Source organism: Reyranella humidisoli (assembly GCF_019039055.1).
Lineage (GTDB): Bacteria > Pseudomonadota > Alphaproteobacteria > Reyranellales > Reyranellaceae > Reyranella > Reyranella humidisoli.
Window position 1 is genome coordinate 192661 of record NZ_JAHOPB010000002.1, and the last position, 18735, is coordinate 211395.

Consider the following 18735-nt stretch of genomic DNA (forward strand, 5'->3'; position numbering starts at 1 on the left):
TGGCTGCAAGAAGGGGAGGCGGGGAAGGGCGGCCCCGCGGAAACTACCCTTCTACTATATGGGGCTTCAGTGCAAGCAGCGATAGGGCTCGGCCCCGGATTCATCGCGCTCCGGCTATCCGGCATTGGATTCCACGCTTTCGCGCCGCATCCGGTCCAAAATGGCCTGAAGTCGCCGCAGATTCTCCTCCGACATGTCATCGGCGAGGGCTTCTTCCGCCCGTTTCAGCTCCTCGGGATCGGCCTGGAGCTGGCTCATGTGGCGCGCCGCGCGGCGCCACTGGCCGACCCAGCCGTCGGCGTCCGCGGGATCGTCTCGAAACGCCTCGCGCGCCTTCTGCCGGGCCGATGCCGCCAGGCGGCCGAGCCCGGTTCGTTCGAGATGCTGCTCGATCAACTGCGCCTCCAGGGAGGTATCTCCGGCGGCTTCGTCGGCCGCCGGATCGACGCCGGACGGCACCAGCGACAGCGCGTCCAGCAGGCCGCTGCGCAGCCGAATCAGCTCGGGATTGGCGATCGGCAGGTTGGCCAGGTCCTCGGCCAGGATGTGGAGCAGGGCGGGCCGTTCGATCAGCGCGCCCAGCAGCACCCGTTCCTGACGCGAACCGTCGAGATCGCTTCCGGACCGGCGGGCGGCCGCGCCGGCGGCGAAGGGGGCCGGCTCGGGATCGCCCGGCCGGCGAAACGGCCGGCGGCTGCCGGGCTGCCAGGCCGGCGCCTCGGGCCGCCGCATGCGGTTCAGCCGGCTGCGCATCTCGGTCCGGTAGTAGTCGCGGACGACGGGGTCGGCGATCTCCGCCACCCGCTGCTCGACGGACCGCTGCAGGCTGGCCCGGCGCTCCGGCGTGTCGGTCGATTTTCCCGCCGTTTCCATTTCCCAGACAACGTCCGACAGCGGACGGGCGAGGTCGAGGGTGCGTCGCAGCGCGTCTGGCCCGCGCGTCCGTATCAGGCTGTCGGGATCCTCCCCGGCGGGCAGGGCGAGAAAGCGCAGGCTCTTGCCGGCGCGGAGGAGTGGCAGGGCGCGTTCGGCGGCGCGCGACATCGCGCGGCGTCCGGCATTGTCGCCGTCGAAACAGAGATAGGGCTCGTCGGCGAGCTTCCAGAGTTCGGCGAGTTGGCCTTCGGTGAGGGCGGTGCCGAGCGGCGCCACGGCCCCGCCGAAGCCCGCCCCGTGCAGCGCGATGACGTCCATATAGCCCTCGGCCACGATGACCGGCTGGTCCTTGGTCACGGCCTGGCGGGCGAGGTCGAGGCAGTAGAGGTTGGCACCCTTGTGGAAGAGCGGCGTCTCGGGTGAGTTGAGATACTTCGGCTCGCCGGCGCCCATGACGCGACCGCCAAAGGCGATGGCCCGGCCGCGGCGGTCGTTGATGACGAACATCACGCGACCGCGGAAGCGGTCGTACGGTTCGCGCCGGTCTTCCGGCTGGATGGCAAGCCCGGCCTCGACGATCTTCTCGATGGGCACGCTCTCGCGCTTCAGGGCCGCGATCACGCCGTCCCGGGAATCCGGGGCGAACCCCAGCCGGAACTGGTCGATAACGGCGTCGGACAGGCCGCGGCCGCGCAGGTAGTCCAGGCCCTGACGCCCGACCGGCAGGCGAAGCTGCTTCTGGTACCATTGGGCCGCCATTTCGACGACCTGCTGCAGGGTCGAAGCGCGGTCGGCGCGCTCGCGTTCCGCCGGGGTGGCCCGCGGCACCGGGAGATTGACCTCGCGGGCCAGTTTCTCGACCGCCTCGGGGAACGAAAGACCCTCGGTCTTTATGACGAAATCAATGGCGCTGCCTTTTTCATGGCAGCCGAAGCAGTAGAAGAAACCCTTCTTGTCGTTGACGGTGAAGGAGGGCGTCTTCTCGTTGTGGAAGGGGCAGAGGCCCGCATACTCGGCACCGGAGCGACGCTTCAGCGACACTTTCCGCCCGACGATGTCGGACAGGCTGAGGCGCGCGCGCAGTTCGTCGAGAAACCCCGGAGGGAAGGCCATCCCCTAAGATGGTCCTGCGATCGGAGCCACGCCATAGGGGATAGCGGGGAAGATCAGGGGCTCAGAGCCTTTTTGACGGCTGCCGACGCCTTGGCGAAGTCCATCTGGCCGGCATACTTGCCCTTCAGCGCGGCCATCACGCCGCCCATGTCCTTGACCGAGGTGGCGCCGGCGGCGGCGATGGCCTCGCGGACGGCGGCCTCGACCGCGGCGTCGTCCATCTGCTGCGGCAGGAAGCGCTCGATCACGGCAATCTCGGCCTTTTCCTTGTCAGCCAGATCGGTGCGGCCGCCTTTTTCGTATAGCGAAATGGATTCGTTCCGCTGTTTGATCATGCCCTGCATCATCGACAGGATCTTGTCGTCGGCCACGCCTTCGCGGCTGGCCTCGGTGCGGGCGGCGATGTCGACGTCCTTGAGCTTGGCCAGGATGAGCCGAATCGTGCCCAGCGCCGCCTGATCCTTGGCGCGCATGGCGTCTTTCATCGCTTCGGTCAGTTTCTCGCGCAGCATCGCTTGGGTCCCCTTGGTTCGCCCGAGGGCTAAGGGGCGGAAACTAATCATCCAGGCCGCTGTTGGCAAAGCAAATAAGTTATTGAAATAGCTTAGAAATTGGCTGCCTTGCGCGCCTTGACCCTCTGCGGCGGCTTGGTTACAAACCGCGCGGCTCGCCGATCGCCTCGCCCATGCCGGGTCCGGGGCGAGGCCGCGCGAGCGCCACGAACAGGCATATTCATCATGACTACACCTAAGACCGCCGGCGCAACTGACGCCGCGCCGCGTTGGGCCACGGCCGCGCTGGTGCTGGCCGACGGCACGGTCTTCTGGGGCAAGGGAGTGGGCGCCGCCGGCCATGCCGTGGGCGAAGTCTGCTTCAACACCTCGATGACCGGATATCAGGAAATCATCACCGATCCGTCCTATGCCGGCCAGATCATCACCTTCACCTTCCCGCACATCGGCAACGTGGGCACCAATCTCGAGGATATCGAGACGATCACCCCGGCGGCTCGCGGCGTCGTGCTGCGCGGCGACATCACCGAGCCGGCCAACTGGCGGTCGGTGAAGCCGCTGAACGACTGGCTGAAGAGTCACAATCTGCCCGGTATCTGCGACGTCGACACCCGCGCCATCACGCGCCGCATCCGCGACGGCGGCCCGCCCAACGGGGTGGTCGTCCATGCGCCGGACGGCAAGTTCGACATTCCGAAGATGTGCCAGATCGCTCAGGACTGGCCCGGCCTCGACGGCATGGACCTCGCGCTCGAAGTCACGACCAAGCAGACCTACGATTGGGACGAGACGACGTGGGCGCTGGGCAAGGGCTACGGCAAGCTCACCAATCCGAAGTACCATGTCGTCGCGGTAGACTACGGCGCCAAGCGCAACATCCTGCGCTGCCTCGCCAATACCGGCTGCAGGGTCACGGTCGTGCCGGCCACCGCCACGGCCGACGACATACTGCGGCACAAACCCGACGGCGTGTTCCTCTCGAACGGCCCGGGCGATCCCGCGGCGACGGCGGTCTATGCCTCGCCCGCCATCCAGGCCGTGCTCGACAGGAAGGTGCCGCTGTTCGGCATCTGCCTCGGCCACCAGATCCTGGCGCTGACGCTCGGCGGCAAGACCCGCAAGATGGAGCGCGGCCATCGCGGCGCCAACCAGCCGGTCAAGGACCTGACGACCGGCAAGGTCGAGATCACGTCGCAGAACCACGGCTTCTGCGTCATCCCCGAATCACTGCCGAAGAACACCGAGGTTACGCACGTCTCGCTGTTCGACGGCATCAACGAAGGCCTGCGCTGCACCGACAGGCCGGCCTTCTCCGTCCAGTATCATCCCGAAGCCTCGCCCGGCCCGACTGACAGCCATTATCTCTTCGACCGGTTCGTCGAGATGATCGACGCGAGCAAGGGCAAGTGACAGGTAATCATGCCCAAGCGCACTGACATCAAGTCCATCCTCGTCATCGGCGCCGGCCCGATCGTCATCGGTCAGGCCTGCGAGTTCGACTATTCCGGCGTCCAGGCCTGCAAGGCCCTGAAGGACGAGGGGTATCGGGTCATCCTGATCAACTCGAACCCGGCCACGATCATGACCGATCCGGGCCTGGTCGATGCGACCTATGTCGAGCCGATCACGCCCGACTTCGTGGCGCGAATCATCGAGAAGGAAAAGCCCGACGCCATCCTGCCGACGATGGGCGGCCAGACCGCGCTCAACACGGCGATGTCGCTGCACCGCGACGGGCGTCTCGAGAAGTACGGCGTCGAGTTGATCGGCGCCAACGCCGAGGCGATCGACAAGGCCGAGGACCGCCTGCTGTTCCGCGACGCCATGACCAAGATCGGGCTCGAATGTCCGAAGAGCGAGGTCGTGCACAATCGCGAGGAGGCGGCGAACGCGCTCGACCGCGTCGGCCTGCCGGCCATCATCCGCCCGTCCTTCACGCTCGGCGGCACCGGCGGCGGCATCGCCTACAACCGCGACGAATATTTCGAGATCGTGGCCGGCGGCGTCGATGCCTCGCCGGTCGGCGAGGTGCTGGTCGAGGAATCCGTGCTCGGCTGGAAAGAGTACGAGATGGAGGTCGTGCGTGACCGCAACGACAACTGCATCATCATCTGCTCGATCGAGAACATCGATCCGATGGGCGTGCATACCGGCGACTCGGTGACGGTCGCGCCGGCGCTGACGCTCACCGACAAGGAATACCAGATCATGCGCGACGCCTCGATCGCGTGCCTGCGCGAGATCGGCGTCGATACCGGCGGCTCGAACGTGCAGTTCGCCGTCGATCCGGCGACCGGCCGCATGGTCGTGATCGAGATGAACCCGCGCGTCTCGCGCTCCTCGGCGCTGGCGTCGAAGGCCACGGGCTTTCCGATCGCCAAGGTCGCGGCGCGGCTGGCCGTCGGCTACACGCTCGACGAGCTGCTGAACGACATCACCGGCGAGACGCCGGCCTCGTTCGAGCCGACGATCGACTACGTCGTCACCAAGATGCCGCGCTTCGCCTTCGAGAAGTTCCCCGGCGCGGAGCCGCTGCTGAACACGTCGATGAAGAGCGTCGGCGAGGCGATGTCGATCGGCCGCACCTTCCAGGAATCGCTGCAGAAGGCGCTGCGCTCGATGGAGACGGGCCTCACCGGCCTGAACGAGATCGAGATCAAGGGCGCTCCTGACAAATCCGCCATCGTGGGCGCGCTGGCGCGGCCGACGCCCGATCGCATCCTGGTGATCGCCCAGGCCTTCCGCCACGGCCTCACGGTCGAGGAGATCGCCCAGGCGTCGAAGTACGAGCCTTGGTTCCTGCGCCAGATCGAGCAGCTCGTGGCCCTCGAGGCGGACCTGCGCAAGAACGGCCTGCCGAAGGACGCCAAGGCGTTCTTCGACCTGAAGAAGAAGGGCTTCTCGGACGAGCGGCTGGGCGAGCTCACGAAGCAGGGCACCGCCGATGTGGCGAAGAAGCGCCGCGCGCTGGGCGTGCGGCCGGTCTTCAAGCGCATCGACACCTGCGCCGCCGAATTCGAATCGCGCACGCCCTATCTCTATTCCTGCTACGAGGGTGACGGTGTGCGGCCGGCCGAGTGCGAGTCGCAGCCCACGGACCGGCGCAAGGTCATCATCCTGGGCGGCGGTCCCAATCGTATCGGCCAGGGCATCGAGTTCGACTATTGCTGTGTCCATGCCGTCTACGCGCTGCGCGACGCCGGCTACGAGACCATCATGGTCAACTGCAACCCCGAGACGGTGTCGACCGACTACGACACGGCCGACCGGCTCTACTTCGAGCCGCTGACCGCCGAGGACGTGATCGAGCTGGTCGAGGTCGAGCGCCGCAACGGCGAGTTGCTGGGCCTGATCGTGCAGTTCGGCGGCCAGACGCCGCTGAAGCTCGCCAAGCCGCTGGAAGCCGCCGGCATCCCGATCCTCGGCACCTCGCCCGATGCGATCGACCTCGCCGAGGACCGCGACCGCTTCCAGAAGCTGATCCAGGAACTCAAGCTGCGCCAGCCGGCCAACGGTACGGCGACGTCGGAAAAGCAGGCCATCGAGATCGCCGAGAAGATCGGTTACCCGGTCGTCATCCGCCCGTCCTACGTGCTGGGCGGCCGCGCCATGCAGATCGTCTACGACCGCTCGGCAATCGAGCGCTACATGCGCGACGCCGTGAAGGTGTCGGGCAGCAATCCGGTGCTGGTGGACTCCTACCTGCGCGATGCCATCGAGGTCGACGTCGATGCGCTGGCCGACAAGGACCAGAACGTCTTCGTCGCGGGTATCATGGAGCATATCGAGGAAGCGGGAATCCATTCCGGTGACTCGGCCTGCTCGCTGCCGCCATACTCGCTGCCGGCGAAGATCATCGCCGAGATCGAGCGCCAGACCGAGGCGATGGCCAAGGCCCTGCACGTGGTGGGCCTCATGAACGTGCAGTTCGCCGTCAAGGACGGCGAGGTCTACGTCCTCGAGGTCAATCCGCGCGCCAGCCGAACGGTGCCCTTCGTCGCCAAGGCGACCGGCCAGCCGATCGCCAAGTTCGCCGCCCGCTTGATGGTCGGCGAGCCGCTGAAGTCGTTGGGCGTAAAGAAGTCCAAGGGCAAGCACATCGCGGTCAAGGAAGCGGTGTTCCCCTTCGCACGCTTCCCGGGCGTCGACATCATTCTCGGGCCCGAGATGCGTTCGACCGGCGAGGTGATGGGCCTGGACATGGATTTCGGCCGCGCTTTCGCCAAGTCGCAGCTCGGCGCCGGCAGCAAGGTGCCGGTCGAGGGCACCGTCTTCGTGTCGGTCAAGGACCAGGACAAGCAGGCGATGGTGAAGCCGCTGAAGCGGCTGGTCGAACTCGGCTTCAAGGTCGTGGCGACACGCGGCACCGCGGATTTCCTCGCCAGGCATTCGATCGAGGCGCAGCAGGTGAACAAGGTGCTGGAAGGCCGGCCGCATATCGTCGACCTGATGAAGGACGGCAAGGTGCAGCTCGTCTTCAATACCGTCGACGGCGCCGGTGCGCTGACCGACAGCTTCACGCTCCGCCGCACGGCGCTGATGCACAAGATCGCCTACTACACGACGGTCGCCGGTGCGAAGGCGTCGGTCGAGGGCATCGCCGCGATGAAGGAAGGCGCGCTCGAGGTTGCGCCGCTCCAATCCTACTTCAAGACGGCGTTCTAGCGCAGGCCAACGGCCGGAACGCAGCGGATTTCGACCCGTTGCCGGGTGCGTTCGGCGTTGACGGCGTACGATTGATCAAGGACGATTTGGCAATGGAACGTATTCCGATGACGGCCGAGGGGCTGCAGCGCCTCGAAGGTGAACTGAAAGTGCTGAAGAGCGTGGAGCGCCCGGCGATCATCAAGGCGATCGCGACGGCGCGCGAGCACGGTGATCTCTCGGAGAACGCCGAGTACACGTCTGCGCGCGAAAAGCAGAGTTTCATCGAGGGACGCATCGGCGAACTCGAGGACATCATCTCGCGGACCGAGGTGATCGACTTTTCCAAGCTGACGGGAAAGGTCATCAAGTTCGGCGCCACCGTGCGTCTGGCCGACGAGGACACCGACGAGAAGGTCAAGTACCAGATCGTCGGACCCTACGAGGCGGATCTCGCCAAGGGCCGCATTTCCATCACCTCGCCGATCGGGCGCGCACTGATCGGCAAGACCGTGGGCGACAAGGTCGAGGTCCAGACGCCGCGTGGCGGCAAGTCCTACGAAGTCGTGGGCGTCCAGTTCAACTAGCCGCCATCATGGCGCGCGCCCGGCGGATGCCGGTGGACTTCATGATCGCGTACTGGATGCCGAACAGGCCGACCTTGCTGCCGATGGCCCACGCCGACTTCACGGCCGCCCAGGTCGTGACGTCGAGCGCGAGCGCCAGAACGATGTTGAGGATGGCCGAGAAGAACATCATCCCGGCCCAGACATAGCCGAAGGTGATGGCGAGGTCGGGCACGGTCGCCTGCGCGATCGGTGGCAGGTAGCGGGTCATCCAGCCGCGTTTCAGCATCACCAGCCCGACGACGACGTAGATGACGCTGGGCTTCAGCATGATGAAGAGCGGATCGTCGGTGATGAACGTGGCCGCGCCCGAGGACAGGATGATGACCAGGCTGAGCCACTGCAGCGCTTCCACCGGCTGTTTCTGGAAGAGCTGCCAGCCGATCTGGGCAAGGCCCAGTGCCATGCCGAGGCCGACCGCGAGGAAGAGGTTGCCGGTCGCGACATAGACGGCGAGGAAGAGGAGCGTCGAGGCGAGGTCGAGCAACAGGACCTTCGACGCCTGGAAGAGGTTCTTCATGGGCTGGGCTTGCGTGAGAGTTTCATGACAACGCTGTGTATTTAACGCACGCTATCAATACACGGCGTTCCCCGCAAGGGTATCCGCTATTGCTTAGGCGACGACGACCTTGATGTAGGTGTCCTTCATCACGATCAGGCCGCGGCGGAAGGTGTAGAGGTCGCAGCCCAGCCATTCCTGCCGCTCTCCGGTCCGCAGGGTGGCGATGCGATGCCACTCCGTCACGGCCCGGTCGCCGTGGATGAACTCGCTGGTGTGGTTCCACTTCACGTCGCTGGCGGCCGCGAACAGGGGCTCGAAGTAGCTGCGGATCGCGGCCTTGCCCTTGAAGCTCTGGCCCCAATAGTCGGGACCCTTGGCGTTCCGGAATTCACCGTCCTCGGCAAAGGAATCAACAATTCCGTCGACATCGCGTCGCGCGAAAGCGTCAGCGACGCGGTGCAGGATCTCGAAGGTGACGTCGTCGGTCATTTCTTGCCTCACAATTACCGCGCGGGCTATTTCCGCCCGCTATCTCGACGGAGGCTAGGCCTCCGTCGAGATGGGAACGCCCGGCACCTGCTTGGCGGTGCGGAACACCATCATCGACTTCACGTGGCTGACGTTGGGCGCCGAGGTCAGCCGGGTGGTCAGGAATTTCTGATACTCGTCCCAGGTTTCCGCGACGATCTTCAGCAGAAAATCGGCCTCGCCGGCCAGCATGTGGCACTCGCGAACCTCGTCCCACTTCTCGATCAAATCCTCGAAGGACTTGAGGTCGGCCTCGGCCTGGCTGTTCAGGCCAACCAGGGCGAACACGGATACGCTGTAGCCCAGCGCCTCGGGGCTGAGTTCGGCATGGTAGCCCTTGATGATGCCCGCCCGTTCCAAGGCCCTGACGCGCCTCAGGCAGGGCGGCGCGGAGATGCCGGCCCGCTCGGCCAGCTCCACGTTGGTCATGCGTCCGTTCGACTGCAGGTCGCTTAGAATTCGCCGGTCAATTCGATCGAGCTTGGCCCGAGCCATCGTTTTCCTCCGTTGGCCGGGGTCTATGCCAGAACCATGCCACGCACGCAATAAAGTTGCGAGAATTCGCCGCTTGGCTGTGAACAATTGCGTGTGAAATTCACATCTGACCGTGCAACGCGGACGAGGTTTGCATATATGTGGGCGATATGCAGTTGGCGGGATGCGGAGTGGTCATGGCAGCAACTCATCGAAGCAAGGTGATGATCCTGGGCTCGGGGCCGGCGGGATACACGGCGGCGATCTACGCAGCGCGCGCCAGCCTGAAGCCGATGCTGGTGCAGGGCATCCAGCCCGGTGGACAGCTTACGATCACGACCGACGTCGAGAATTACCCGGGCTTCGCAGACGTCATCCAGGGCCCGTGGCTCATGGAGCAGATGCAGAAGCAGGCCGAACATGTCGGCACGCAGCTTTTCTTCGACACGATCGTCGACGTTGACCTGACCCGGCGGCCGTTCGTCTGCCTGGGCGATTCCGGGGACCGCTACGAGGCCGATTCGCTCATCATCGCGACCGGCGCCACGGCGCGTTGGCTGGGCATCCCGAGCGAGGAGACGTTCCGCGGCGGCGGCGTTTCGGCCTGCGCGACCTGCGACGGCTTCTTCTTCCGTGGCAAGGATGTCGTGGTGGTCGGCGGCGGCAACACCGCGGTCGAGGAGGCGCTCTACCTCACGCATCACGCCTCCAAGGTGACGCTGGTTCATCGCCGCGACAGCTTCCGCGCCGAGAAGATTCTGCAGGATCGCCTGTTCAAGAACCCGAAGGTCAGCGTCATCTGGGATCACGTGGTGGACGAGGTGCTGGGCGAGAAGACGCCGGCCCCCATCGTCACCGGCGCGCGCCTGCGCAACGTCAAGACCGGCGCGGTGCAGGACATCAAGACCGACGGTTTCTTCGTGGCGATCGGCCACTCGCCCAATACCGAGCTGTTCAAGGGCAAGCTCGACATGGACGGCGAGGGCTACCTGATCACCAAGCCCGATTCGACCGCGACGAACATCGAAGGCGTCTATGCGGCCGGCGACGTGCAGGACAAGGTCTTTCGCCAGGCCGTTACGGCAGCGGGTACCGGCTGCATGGCTGCCCTCGAGGCCGAGAAGTGGCTGGCGGCGCAGGAGGCGCGTCCCGCACAGGCCGCCGAGTAGAACCGGGAGCGAGGACAGGGGAGGCATGGGAATGGACTGGGACAAGCTGCGCATATTCCAGGCCGTGGCGGACGCCGGCAGCTTCACCCATGCCGGTGAATCGCTGAAGCTCAGCCAGTCGGCGATCTCGCGCCAGATCGGCGCGCTCGAGGAACAGCTTGGCGTCATGCTGTTCCATCGGCATGCGCGCGGCCTGATCCTCACCGAACAGGGCGAACTGCTCTATCGGACCGCGCGCGACATGGCCGCCAAGGTCAATACTGCGGAGGCGCTGCTGCGCGCCAACCAGGACAAGCCCGCCGGGCGGCTCAAGATCCACGCCACCGTGGGCTTCGGCTCGACCTGGCTGACCACGCAGATGCACGAGTTCATCGCGCTCTATCCCGAGATCGACGTAAGCCTCGTCCTGTCGGACAACGAACTGGACCTTGGCATGCGCGAAGCCGACGTGGCCATCCGCATGGTCATGCCGCGCCAGCCCGGCCTGGTTCAGCGCCACCTGCTGACGGTCCGCAGTCACGTCTATGCCTCGCACGGCTATGTGCAGAAGTACGGCAAGCCGGCCACCATCGAGGAACTGGACCAGCACCGTCTCATCATCTTCGGTGAGGACGCGCGGGCGCCGGTTCAGGACGTGAACTGGCTGCTGCGCGAGGGTAATGCCGACCAGAATCCGCGGCTGGTGGTGCTGCGGGTCAACAATACCTACGGCATCTTCCGGGCAGTCGAGTCCGGTCTGGGGATCGCCTCGCTCCCGGATTATCTGGCGCGCGAATCCACCAAGCTCGAAATGCTCCTGCCGGACCTGAATGTCCGGACGACGGATGTCTATTTCACCTATCCGGAGGAGTTGAGGCACTCCAAGCGCATCGCGGTCTTCCGTGATTTCCTGCTGCGGAAGGTGGCGGAGACCCGTTTTTAACAGCGAGATCTGCAGGATTGCATACTAAGTGCGAGGCATGCGCGCGTCGCATGCCAGTGTCCAAAACTTCACCACTACCAATCTCGGCGATGAGGCATAGGTTGATGGCAGGTTATCGACACGAAAAGTTTCGGCTGATCGCGTTCGAAACTCGGGATCCTCATGATCCCACGTCTCCCAGACGTGAAGCCTCCCTGTTTGACTCGCCGGGCCCCTGGGCCCGGCGTTTTTTTGTTGTCGTGGGGCGATGTGCCGCTCACGTCGGCGCGCCGGCTGTGCCGCACTCAATTGATGTCGGGCGACGGATTGCCCATATGTGTTTCAGAGATGCGCCGTCATGTTCTCTGAAGTCAGGCAAGGAATCCTTCCGATCGCTCTGCGCAATATCAAGCGCCGGGGCGACCTCGAACGGGCAGGGCTACTGATCGAATCGCTGGCCAAGCACTGGCGGGACAGCAAGCCGTTCGAACTTCTGGTCATCGCGCCCAACGGCGATGCCGGCCTGCTGCGCAACGAACTGCCGCGCTTTCCGAACATCAACGTGAGTGTCCGCCGCGAGGGCGATTTCTTCCGGCCGTTAAGCCCGTTCTACTGGATGACCGGCTGGTACCGGCAACAGATCGTAAAGTTGCACGTGCCGGCAGTATTGGGCTTCGGCGGCTTCCTGACCCTCGATTCCGACGTCTGTTGCGTCGGCGACTTCGATTCGCAGACCTTCCTCCAGCACGACCGTGCCTTGTCGCGCTGGGAACCCAAGCAGCATCACGAATGGTGGCGGAGTGCCGCCGAGGTGATCGGTATCCCTTACGATCCGAGGGCGCATGGGCTTTCCGTCACGCCGAACATCCTGCATGGCGATCTCGCCCGGCAGGCTTTGACCCGACTGCAAGGCCGTTATCTCGGCGCGACGACGTCTCTGCTGCTGAAGCTGGTGAGCCGGCCCGGCCATGTGCCGTGGACCGAGTACTCGCTCTACACCAGCGCGGCCGAGATCAACGGCACGCTCTACGACTATCACGCCGAGTGGGACACCTGTTACACGGCCGACGTCCACCTCTTCTCCGAGAAGTCTTGTATCTGGGGCGCCGATGACTTCGAGCGGCTGGTGAATCTGCCGAACGGAACCGATCCCGGCGGCAAGTTCATCATCGTGCAGAGCCATGCGCGCATCCCGCTCCAGCAGGTGCGCGACTACTGCCTGAGTTTTGCCGGTTAGGCTTTTCGCTCAAGTCTTGCCGTTATGCTCGCCGACCTTCGGCGCCTTTTCCATGCCGCCGGCGCGCTCGCCGTCGATGCTGAGCGGCAGCCCATGGAACAGGGCATTCGAGCCGGCATAGGGCTGGACGAACATTGCCAGCGCCGCTACCTGCGCCAGTTCCATCACCTGCGGCACCGAGTTCAGCGGCCCGTTGGGCACGCCCAGCGCATCGAGCTTTGCCGCCCAATGGGCGCGCGGGTGTTCCTTCATGATGTCGGCGATCATGCCCAGCAGCAGTTCGCGCCGCTCCGCGCGTTGGACATTGGTTCTGAACCGCTCCTCGTCCGGCCATTCGGGATGGCCGAGCGCTTCGGCGAACTTGCGCCACAGGCGGTCGTTGCCGGGGCAGATCATCAGCGGTCCGTCGCTGCACTCGAACGCCTGGTAGGGCGTCAGAGACGGATGGCCGGTCCCCTGGCGCGGGGGCATCTTGCCGGTCACCGACCAGCCTGCGACATGGTTCGACGCCCACATCAGCCCGCTCTCGAACAGCGAGGTGTTCACCCGGCTGCCCTCGCCGGTGGCCGTGCGCCTGGCCAGCGCCGCCAGCACGCCGATCGCCGTCCACATGCCGGTCGACAGGTCGATGATCGACACGCCGATGCGCGCCTCGGGCCCCGTGGGATCGCCGTTCAACGAGATGAGGCCGGCCACCGCCTGGATGATCGGCTCGTAGCCCGGCCGGTCCTTCCACGGGCCGGCATGACCGAAGGCGCCGAGATCGGCATAGATCAGGCGCGGAAAGCGCTTCGTGAGAGTGGCCCCGTCGAAGCCGAACTTGGCCGGTACGTCGGCGCGCAGATTGTGGACGAAGATGTCGGCGGCTCCGATGCGCTCGATCAGCGCCTCGCGTTGCGCCGGATCGGCGAGGTCGCAGGTGATCGACTTCTTGCCGCGGTTCAGCGCGATGAAGCCGGTGGCGTCGCCCTCGACGAAGGGAGGACCCCATTTGCGGGCGTCGTCGCCCTCGGGCCGCTCGACCTTGATCACCTCGGCGCCGAGGAAGGCCAGGATCTGGCCGCAGTAAGGGCCGGCCAGGTTCTGGCCGAACTCGACGACCTTGATGCCGGCAAGGGGCCCCGACGCGGTGTTCATCGCAGGTTACTCCCCAGGATCTCGCGCGCGATCACCATGCGCTGCACTTCGCTTGGCCCTTCGCCGACCCGGCGGATTCGCATCTCGCGATACCAGCGCTCCAGCGGCAGGTCCTTGGTCATGCCCATGCCGCCGTGGATCTGCATGGCACGATCGACCACGCGGCCGCCGCCTTCCGAGGCCGTGAGCTTGGCGATGGAGGCCTCGATCTTGAAGGGCAGGCCGCGCCGCGCCTTCTCGGCGGCTTCGAGCGTGAAGTGGCGGGCGGTGCGAATGTCGATCTCGTTGTCGACCAGCATCCATTGCACGGCCTGGCGATGCGACAGCTTTTCGCCGAAGGTCGAACGCATCTTGGCCCATTCGATTGCCATTTCGTGCGCGGCGATGGCGACGCCGATACAGCCTGCAGCGTAGGGAATGCGCTGGCGGGTCAGGCGATCGTTGGCGACCGCGAAACCCTTGTTCACCTCGCCCAGCACCTGGTGGTCCGAGACCCAGCAATCCTTGAACTCGAGCTCGGTCGCATAGTGCGAGGAGCGCAAGGTGTGAACGACGCGACGCACATGGAAGCCCGGCGTGTCGCTGTCGATTATGAAGCAGGTGATGCCGGCGCGACCCTTCGACGAATCGGTGCGGGCGAAGACGATGCCGTACTGCGCGCGGTCGGCATTGGAGATGAAGATCTTGGCGCCGTTCAGCACCCAGCCATTGTCCTTGCGCTCGGCCTTGGTCTGGATCGCGCGCGCCGGATCGCTGCCGCCCGACGGCTCGGTGAGGCCGAAGAACGCCTTCTTCTCACCGCGCAGCGTCGGATAGAGGTAGCGCTCCTTCTGGTCGTCGTTGGCCTCGAATATCTGGGCGAGGCCGGCGCCGCCGAAGGTGCCGTAGCAGGGGACATAGAGGCCGGCGCGATGCTGGGCCATCTCGATGGCGAGCAGCACGCGCGTCACAATGTCGATGTCGGGTCCGCCATACTCCTTCGGGATGTCGATTCCGAACAGGCCCATCGCCTTGGTCTTCTCGACCAACCGCGCGTGATCCGCCGGATCGAGCTCGGAAGCGTCAGGATCGAGCCCGGCCTCGAGCGGGATGATCTCTTCCCGCACGAACCGGCGAACCTGTTCGATCAGCATCTGCTGTTCTTCGTTGGGCTCGAAATCCATTTTCTCTGTCCTCTTGTTCCTCTCCCCCGCTAGGGGGAGAGGCTAGGTGAGGGGGTTACAGGTGGTGCGTCGCCCCCTCACCCAACCTCTCCCCCTAGCGGGGGAGAGGAGGAAGAAGGGCAACGCTTCAATTCGGGCTCAACCGACCCAAGGCAGGCGGGTTCTTTGCATTGTCGGGCGGAAGGCTGCCGTGATCGGCCTTGTGCACCATCAGCAGCTCGAACCAGCGCGTGCGGTACTGCTGGTTCACCTCGACGCGGAACTGGTGGCCGGCTCCACGCTCGGCGAGTTCGCGCTGCAATTCGCTGCGCAGGCCGAACGGCGCGCGGGCGCCGGCCTGGCCGATACAAAGGATGGCGCCCGAGGCGTCGGCGAGCTGGTAGACGCCGAGCTGGCCCGGCAGGCGGGCAATCTCCTCGGCCGTCAGGGGCCGCCACGGCTTGTCGAGGCGGAGCCTGATCGACATGGCCTACTTGCCCTGGAACTTGGCAGTACGCTTCTCCAGCCGCGCTTTCATGCCTTCCTGCGCGTCCTGGCTCTTCATCGCCGCCTGCACCAGCGTATCGACGTCGTCGTGCTTGATGCCGTCGCGGAATTCGAGCTGCTTCACCGTCAGCGCCTTCATGGCCTTGAGCGACAGCGGCGCATTGGCAGCCAGCCGGTCGACGACCTTCGAGGCCTCGGCCTCGAGCTGGTCGGCCGGCACGCAGCGGGCGATCAGGCCCAGCGCATGCAGCTTGGTCGAGGGCAGGGGATCGCCCAGCAGCAGCATCTCGCGTGTCGTCACCGGCCCCAGCACTTCCATCAGCTTCTTGGCCAGGAACCAGTTGGGCGCGAGGCCGACCTGGGCCAGTGACATGCCGAAGCGGGCCTTCTCGCTCGCCACCACGAGATCGCAATGAAGCGCCAGCTCGTTACCGCCGGCGATGGCGTCGCCATGGACGACAGCCACGACGGGGAGCGGACAGAGTTCAACCGCGCGCAGCATCACCTCGATGCCGCTGGCATTGCCGCCGCCGATCGTCTCGCGCCGCTCCGCCATGTCGAGGCCGGCGCAGAACACGTCGCCCTTGCCGCGGATGACGACCACGCGATCGTCGGGGGCGACCGGCGCCTGCAGCGCCTCGATCATCTCGCGCATCAGCTCGCTGTCGAGTGCGTTGCGCTTCTCCGGCCGGTTCATCCAGATGGTTTTGACCGGGCCGCTCTTCTCGATGATGACCTTGCTCATGGCGTCCCTCACTCCGGCTCGATGCCGGCGGCCTGGATTTCCTTGGTCCACCAGGCGGTCTCGGACTTCACGTAGGCCGCGAACTCGTCGAGCGCGAGCGGGGCGATCTCCATGCGGCCCTGCGTCATGGCCTTGGCGGTGGCGGGGTCCTTCAGTGCCTCGGCGATGGCGTCGGCCAGCGCCTTCTGGACGTCCTTGGGCGTCGCGGCCGGCGCGAACACGGCCAGCCAGTAGACCAGCGAATAGCCCGGCACGGCCTCGGCGATCGCTGGCAGGTTCGGCGTGACCGTGGTGCGCTTGGGGCCGGTCGTCGCGAGACCGCGCACGCGCCCGGCCTCGATCTGGGTCAGCGCCTGCGGCAGATCGGGGAACATCACCTGGACCTGGCCCGAGGCCACGTCGCCCAGCGCCTGCGGGCTGGCCTTGTACGGAACCCGCTCGATCTTCGTGCCCGCGAGCTTGTTGAACATCTCGCCCGACAGGCGCTGCGAGGCGCTGGCCTCGGCATAGTTCAGCTTGCCCGGGTTCTTCTTCGCGTACTCCACGAGCTCGGCGGTGGTCTTGACCGGCAGGTCGTTGTTCACCACCAGCGCGTTGACGCCCATCACGCAGCGCATGATCGGCGCGAAATCCTTGTCGATGTCGTAGCTCAGCTTCTTGAACAGGGCGCCGTTGGCGGCATTGGTCGTGTTGGTGCCCATCATCAGCGTGTAGCCGTCGGCCGGTGCCGTCGCGACCGCAGAGGCGCCGAGCTGGCCGCTGGCGCCCGGCTTGTTCTCGATGACGACGGGCTGCTTCAGGATGTCCTGCAGCTTGGCGCCGAGGCCACGCGCCGTCAGGTCGGTGGCGCTGCCGGCGGCGAAGGGGACGACGATCTTGATCGGCTTGTTGGGAAACGCCTGCGCGAAGGCGGCCTTGGACAGCGACCCTGCCGCCAGCGCGGCGGCGCCAGCCATGGTCGTACGACGGTTGAGTTTCACGTTTCCTCCTGCGGCCTCGACCGGCCGGCTTCCGTTTTAGCGGCCCGGCGCGGCGAGGCAAAGGAGGGCGCGCTACATGAACAGCTTTTCCGCCTTGCGGTCGGCGTAGAGCCCGGCGACGAACTCGGCGTAACCGTTGTAGATCAGGGTCGGGATGCGCTGGTCGCTGCCCAGCGGCTTCTCGGTGGCCTGGCTCCAGCGGGGGTGGGCGACCGCAGGGTTCACATTGGCCCAGAAGCCGTATTCGCTGGATTGCAGCCCTTCCCAGAAGGTCTTGGGCTTCTTGTCGGTGAACTCGACGCTGACGATCGACTTCACGTTCTTGAAACCGTACTTCCAGGGTGCCACGAGGCGCAGCGGCGCGCCGTTCTGCTTGGGGATCGGCTTGCCGTAGAGACCGGTGGCGATGAAGGCGAGATCGTTCATCGCCTCGTCCATCGCCAGGCCCTCGGTGTAGGGCCAGGGGTAGAGGAGGTCACGCTGCTCGCGCATCACCGTGGGCTTCGACAGCGTCTTCATGACCATGAACTTGGCGCTGCTGAGCGGCTTGCAGAGCTCGACCAGCGAGCGCACCGGAAAGCCGCTCCACGGCACGATCATCGACCAGGTCTCGACGCAGCGGAAGCGATAGACACGTTCCTCGAGCTGCACCTTGGCCAGGAGATCGTCGATGCCGATCTCGAAGGGCTTCTCGACCATGCCGCCGACCTTGATGGTCCAGGGCCGCACCTCGAGCTTCTGGGCGTCGCGCCAGATGCTCTTGTCGGTGCCGAACTCGTAGAAGTTATTGTAGGTCGTGGACAGCTTCTCGGCTGTCATCGGCGTCGGCACGCCATACTTGTCGTTGCGCTTGGCGGGATACAGTCCGGCCGACGGATCGGCCGACTTGTCCTGCGCCATCAACGGCCCAGGCAGGGCGAGCGAGGCCGCACCGAGCCCCATCGCCCGCACCATCGCGCGTCGATTGAGAAAGTGGCTCTCCGTCGTCGTCTTCGACTCCGGAAGCTCCCAGCCTTTCGTGCGCTTGATCAGCATCTGCCAAACTCCTGTTACGCCGCGCTCCCTAGATGGGCGCGGCGACGGATGGTCGCAAATCAACCCTGCTCACTGCACTGTGACGCAACGTGACGTAACGAAAGACTTAAGGCTGCGAATTGGTCACGTCGAGCAGGGTCGGCCACATGACGTCGCGCCAGGCATTGTTGCCGACGGCGGTGAAGGTGATCTGTCCACCCTGAATGAGGAAGAAGCGGGGCGTCTCGGCTCCCTGCTCGATACCGACCTCGCTCATCAGGAAGGCGTCGAGCACCCAGCGAAGGTCGGCGGGCCAGCTCGCGGGCTTCAGCAGCAACTGCGGGGTCTTGGTGAACACGACGCGATAGTCGACCTTCTGGAACACCGGTGCCTGCTTGAACAGCGGCTCCCATTGCGTGCGCCAGACCTTGCAGGCCTCTGACGTCTCGTCGCCGGCGAAAATCAGGATGGGCTTCTTCGCGCCTTGTGCCGCGACGGCGCGCGCAACCATCGGCGCGGCGGCCAGCACGAGACCGCCCGCGATCACACTACGTCTCTTCAGCATCGAAATACGTCTCCCCTCGTGAGCAGATCCCACGAGGACAATATGGAGCAATGCCGGTCCGCC

At 65.4% G+C, this 18735-nt stretch carries 18 protein-coding genes; 6 read left to right on the plus strand and 12 right to left on the minus strand.

Annotated features, from left to right (window positions below):
* Positions 1-114: 114 nt before the first annotated feature.
* The gene (gene dnaG, locus KQ910_RS19265) at positions 115-1989 is read right to left on the minus strand and encodes a DNA primase (protein WP_216964317.1); all 1875 of its coding nucleotides are present in this window, start codon (positions 1987-1989) and stop codon (positions 115-117) included.
* Positions 1990-2042: 53 nt separating this feature from the next.
* A complete protein-coding gene (locus KQ910_RS19270) occupies positions 2043-2501 on the minus strand; it encodes a GatB/YqeY domain-containing protein (RefSeq protein WP_216964319.1) in 459 nt (152 codons plus the stop codon).
* Between the two features lie 225 nt (positions 2502-2726).
* Between KQ910_RS19270 and carA the strand changes: the two genes are divergently transcribed.
* The 3 genes from carA (at position 2727) to greA (ending at position 7732) form a co-directional block, all read left to right on the plus strand.
* A complete protein-coding gene (gene carA, locus KQ910_RS19275; protein ID WP_216964321.1) occupies positions 2727-3911 on the plus strand; it encodes a glutamine-hydrolyzing carbamoyl-phosphate synthase small subunit in 1185 nt (394 codons plus the stop codon).
* Between the two features lie 9 nt (positions 3912-3920).
* Positions 3921-7166 carry a carbamoyl-phosphate synthase large subunit gene (gene carB, locus KQ910_RS19280; protein WP_216964323.1) on the plus strand — a complete coding sequence of 1082 codons (3246 nt, stop codon included), beginning with the start codon at positions 3921-3923 and terminating at the stop codon, positions 7164-7166.
* A gap of 92 nt (positions 7167-7258) precedes the next feature.
* Positions 7259-7732, plus strand: a complete 474-nt coding sequence (greA, locus tag KQ910_RS19285; protein WP_216964325.1) for a transcription elongation factor GreA — start codon at positions 7259-7261, stop codon at positions 7730-7732.
* Here the strand turns inward: greA and KQ910_RS19290 are convergent.
* From KQ910_RS19290 to KQ910_RS19300, 3 genes are all read right to left on the minus strand, one after another.
* Complete coding sequence (locus tag KQ910_RS19290) at positions 7725-8291, minus strand: inner membrane-spanning protein YciB (RefSeq protein WP_216964327.1); 567 nt, start codon at positions 8289-8291, stop codon at positions 7725-7727. The two genes, greA and KQ910_RS19290, sit on opposite strands and share 8 nt — an antisense overlap.
* A 93-nt stretch (positions 8292-8384) precedes the next feature.
* The gene (locus KQ910_RS19295; protein ID WP_216964329.1) at positions 8385-8762 is read right to left on the minus strand and encodes a nuclear transport factor 2 family protein; all 378 of its coding nucleotides are present in this window, start codon (positions 8760-8762) and stop codon (positions 8385-8387) included.
* Between the two features lie 54 nt (positions 8763-8816).
* On the minus strand, positions 8817-9296 hold the full coding sequence (locus KQ910_RS19300; protein WP_216964332.1) for an Lrp/AsnC family transcriptional regulator: 480 nt from the start codon (positions 9294-9296) through the stop codon (positions 8817-8819).
* 176 nt (positions 9297-9472) lie between these two features.
* On the opposite strand from KQ910_RS19300, the gene trxB reads away from it, so the two are divergent.
* The 3 genes from trxB to KQ910_RS19315 all read left to right on the plus strand — a co-directional run bounded on the left by trxB (position 9473) and on the right by KQ910_RS19315 (position 12582).
* Positions 9473-10444: a thioredoxin-disulfide reductase gene (gene trxB, locus KQ910_RS19305; protein WP_216964334.1), complete on the plus strand. Its 972-nt coding sequence runs from the start codon at positions 9473-9475 to the stop codon at positions 10442-10444.
* 31 nt (positions 10445-10475) lie between these two features.
* Complete coding sequence (locus KQ910_RS19310; RefSeq protein ID WP_216964336.1) at positions 10476-11366, plus strand: LysR family transcriptional regulator; 891 nt, start codon at positions 10476-10478, stop codon at positions 11364-11366.
* A gap of 337 nt (positions 11367-11703) precedes the next feature.
* On the plus strand, positions 11704-12582 hold the full coding sequence (locus KQ910_RS19315; protein ID WP_216964338.1) for a DUF6492 family protein: 879 nt from the start codon (positions 11704-11706) through the stop codon (positions 12580-12582).
* A 9-nt stretch (positions 12583-12591) separates the two neighbouring features.
* On the opposite strand, the gene KQ910_RS19320 is transcribed toward KQ910_RS19315, so the two are convergent.
* The 7 genes from KQ910_RS19320 to KQ910_RS19350 all read right to left on the minus strand — a co-directional run bounded on the left by KQ910_RS19320 (position 12592) and on the right by KQ910_RS19350 (position 18672).
* The gene (locus KQ910_RS19320) at positions 12592-13719 is read right to left on the minus strand and encodes a CaiB/BaiF CoA transferase family protein (protein WP_216964340.1); all 1128 of its coding nucleotides are present in this window, start codon (positions 13717-13719) and stop codon (positions 12592-12594) included.
* Positions 13716-14882: an acyl-CoA dehydrogenase family protein gene (locus tag KQ910_RS19325; protein ID WP_216964342.1), complete on the minus strand. Its 1167-nt coding sequence runs from the start codon at positions 14880-14882 to the stop codon at positions 13716-13718. The genes KQ910_RS19320 and KQ910_RS19325 overlap by 4 nt, the downstream gene beginning before the upstream one ends.
* 127 nt (positions 14883-15009) lie before the next feature.
* Positions 15010-15348: a DUF7508 domain-containing protein gene (locus KQ910_RS19330; protein WP_216964344.1), complete on the minus strand. Its 339-nt coding sequence runs from the start codon at positions 15346-15348 to the stop codon at positions 15010-15012.
* Positions 15349-15351: 3 nt separating this feature from the next.
* Positions 15352-16113, minus strand: a complete 762-nt coding sequence (locus KQ910_RS19335) for an enoyl-CoA hydratase/isomerase family protein (protein ID WP_216964345.1) — start codon at positions 16111-16113, stop codon at positions 15352-15354.
* Between the two features lie 8 nt (positions 16114-16121).
* Positions 16122-17093: a Bug family tripartite tricarboxylate transporter substrate binding protein gene (locus tag KQ910_RS19340; protein ID WP_216964346.1), complete on the minus strand. Its 972-nt coding sequence runs from the start codon at positions 17091-17093 to the stop codon at positions 16122-16124.
* A gap of 72 nt (positions 17094-17165) precedes the next feature.
* Positions 17166-18128, minus strand: a complete 963-nt coding sequence (gene msrP / locus KQ910_RS19345) for a protein-methionine-sulfoxide reductase catalytic subunit MsrP (protein WP_216964347.1) — start codon at positions 18126-18128, stop codon at positions 17166-17168.
* A gap of 106 nt (positions 18129-18234) precedes the next feature.
* Positions 18235-18672, minus strand: a complete 438-nt coding sequence (locus tag KQ910_RS19350; RefSeq protein ID WP_216964348.1) for a hypothetical protein — start codon at positions 18670-18672, stop codon at positions 18235-18237.
* Positions 18673-18735: the final 63 nt, after the last annotated feature.

Excerpts from the sequence above, each read along its gene's own strand:
- KQ910_RS19300 (WP_216964332.1), bottom strand. The coding sequence starts at position 9,296 with ATGGCTCGGGCCAAGCTCGATCGAATTGACCGGCGAATTCTAAGCGAC.
- KQ910_RS19310 (WP_216964336.1), top strand. The coding sequence starts at position 10,476 with ATGGACTGGGACAAGCTGCGCATATTCCAGGCCGTGGCGGACGCCGGC.
- KQ910_RS19350 (WP_216964348.1), bottom strand. The coding sequence starts at position 18,672 with ATGCTGAAGAGACGTAGTGTGATCGCGGGCGGTCTCGTGCTGGCCGCC.
- trxB (WP_216964334.1), top strand. The coding sequence starts at position 9,473 with ATGGCAGCAACTCATCGAAGCAAGGTGATGATCCTGGGCTCGGGGCCG.
- KQ910_RS19335 (WP_216964345.1), bottom strand. The coding sequence starts at position 16,113 with ATGAGCAAGGTCATCATCGAGAAGAGCGGCCCGGTCAAAACCATCTGG.
- carA (WP_216964321.1), top strand. The coding sequence starts at position 2,727 with ATGACTACACCTAAGACCGCCGGCGCAACTGACGCCGCGCCGCGTTGG.
- greA (WP_216964325.1), top strand. The coding sequence starts at position 7,259 with ATGGAACGTATTCCGATGACGGCCGAGGGGCTGCAGCGCCTCGAAGGT.
- KQ910_RS19270 (WP_216964319.1), bottom strand. The coding sequence starts at position 2,501 with ATGCTGCGCGAGAAACTGACCGAAGCGATGAAAGACGCCATGCGCGCC.
- KQ910_RS19325 (WP_216964342.1), bottom strand. The coding sequence starts at position 14,882 with ATGGATTTCGAGCCCAACGAAGAACAGCAGATGCTGATCGAACAGGTT.
- carB (WP_216964323.1), top strand. The coding sequence starts at position 3,921 with ATGCCCAAGCGCACTGACATCAAGTCCATCCTCGTCATCGGCGCCGGC.
- msrP (WP_216964347.1), bottom strand. The coding sequence starts at position 18,128 with ATGCTGATCAAGCGCACGAAAGGCTGGGAGCTTCCGGAGTCGAAGACG.
- KQ910_RS19320 (WP_216964340.1), bottom strand. The coding sequence starts at position 13,719 with ATGAACACCGCGTCGGGGCCCCTTGCCGGCATCAAGGTCGTCGAGTTC.
- KQ910_RS19295 (WP_216964329.1), bottom strand. The coding sequence starts at position 8,762 with ATGACCGACGACGTCACCTTCGAGATCCTGCACCGCGTCGCTGACGCT.
- KQ910_RS19330 (WP_216964344.1), bottom strand. The coding sequence starts at position 15,348 with ATGTCGATCAGGCTCCGCCTCGACAAGCCGTGGCGGCCCCTGACGGCC.
- KQ910_RS19290 (WP_216964327.1), bottom strand. The coding sequence starts at position 8,291 with ATGAAGAACCTCTTCCAGGCGTCGAAGGTCCTGTTGCTCGACCTCGCC.
- dnaG (WP_216964317.1), bottom strand. The coding sequence starts at position 1,989 with ATGGCCTTCCCTCCGGGGTTTCTCGACGAACTGCGCGCGCGCCTCAGC.
- KQ910_RS19315 (WP_216964338.1), top strand. The coding sequence starts at position 11,704 with ATGTTCTCTGAAGTCAGGCAAGGAATCCTTCCGATCGCTCTGCGCAAT.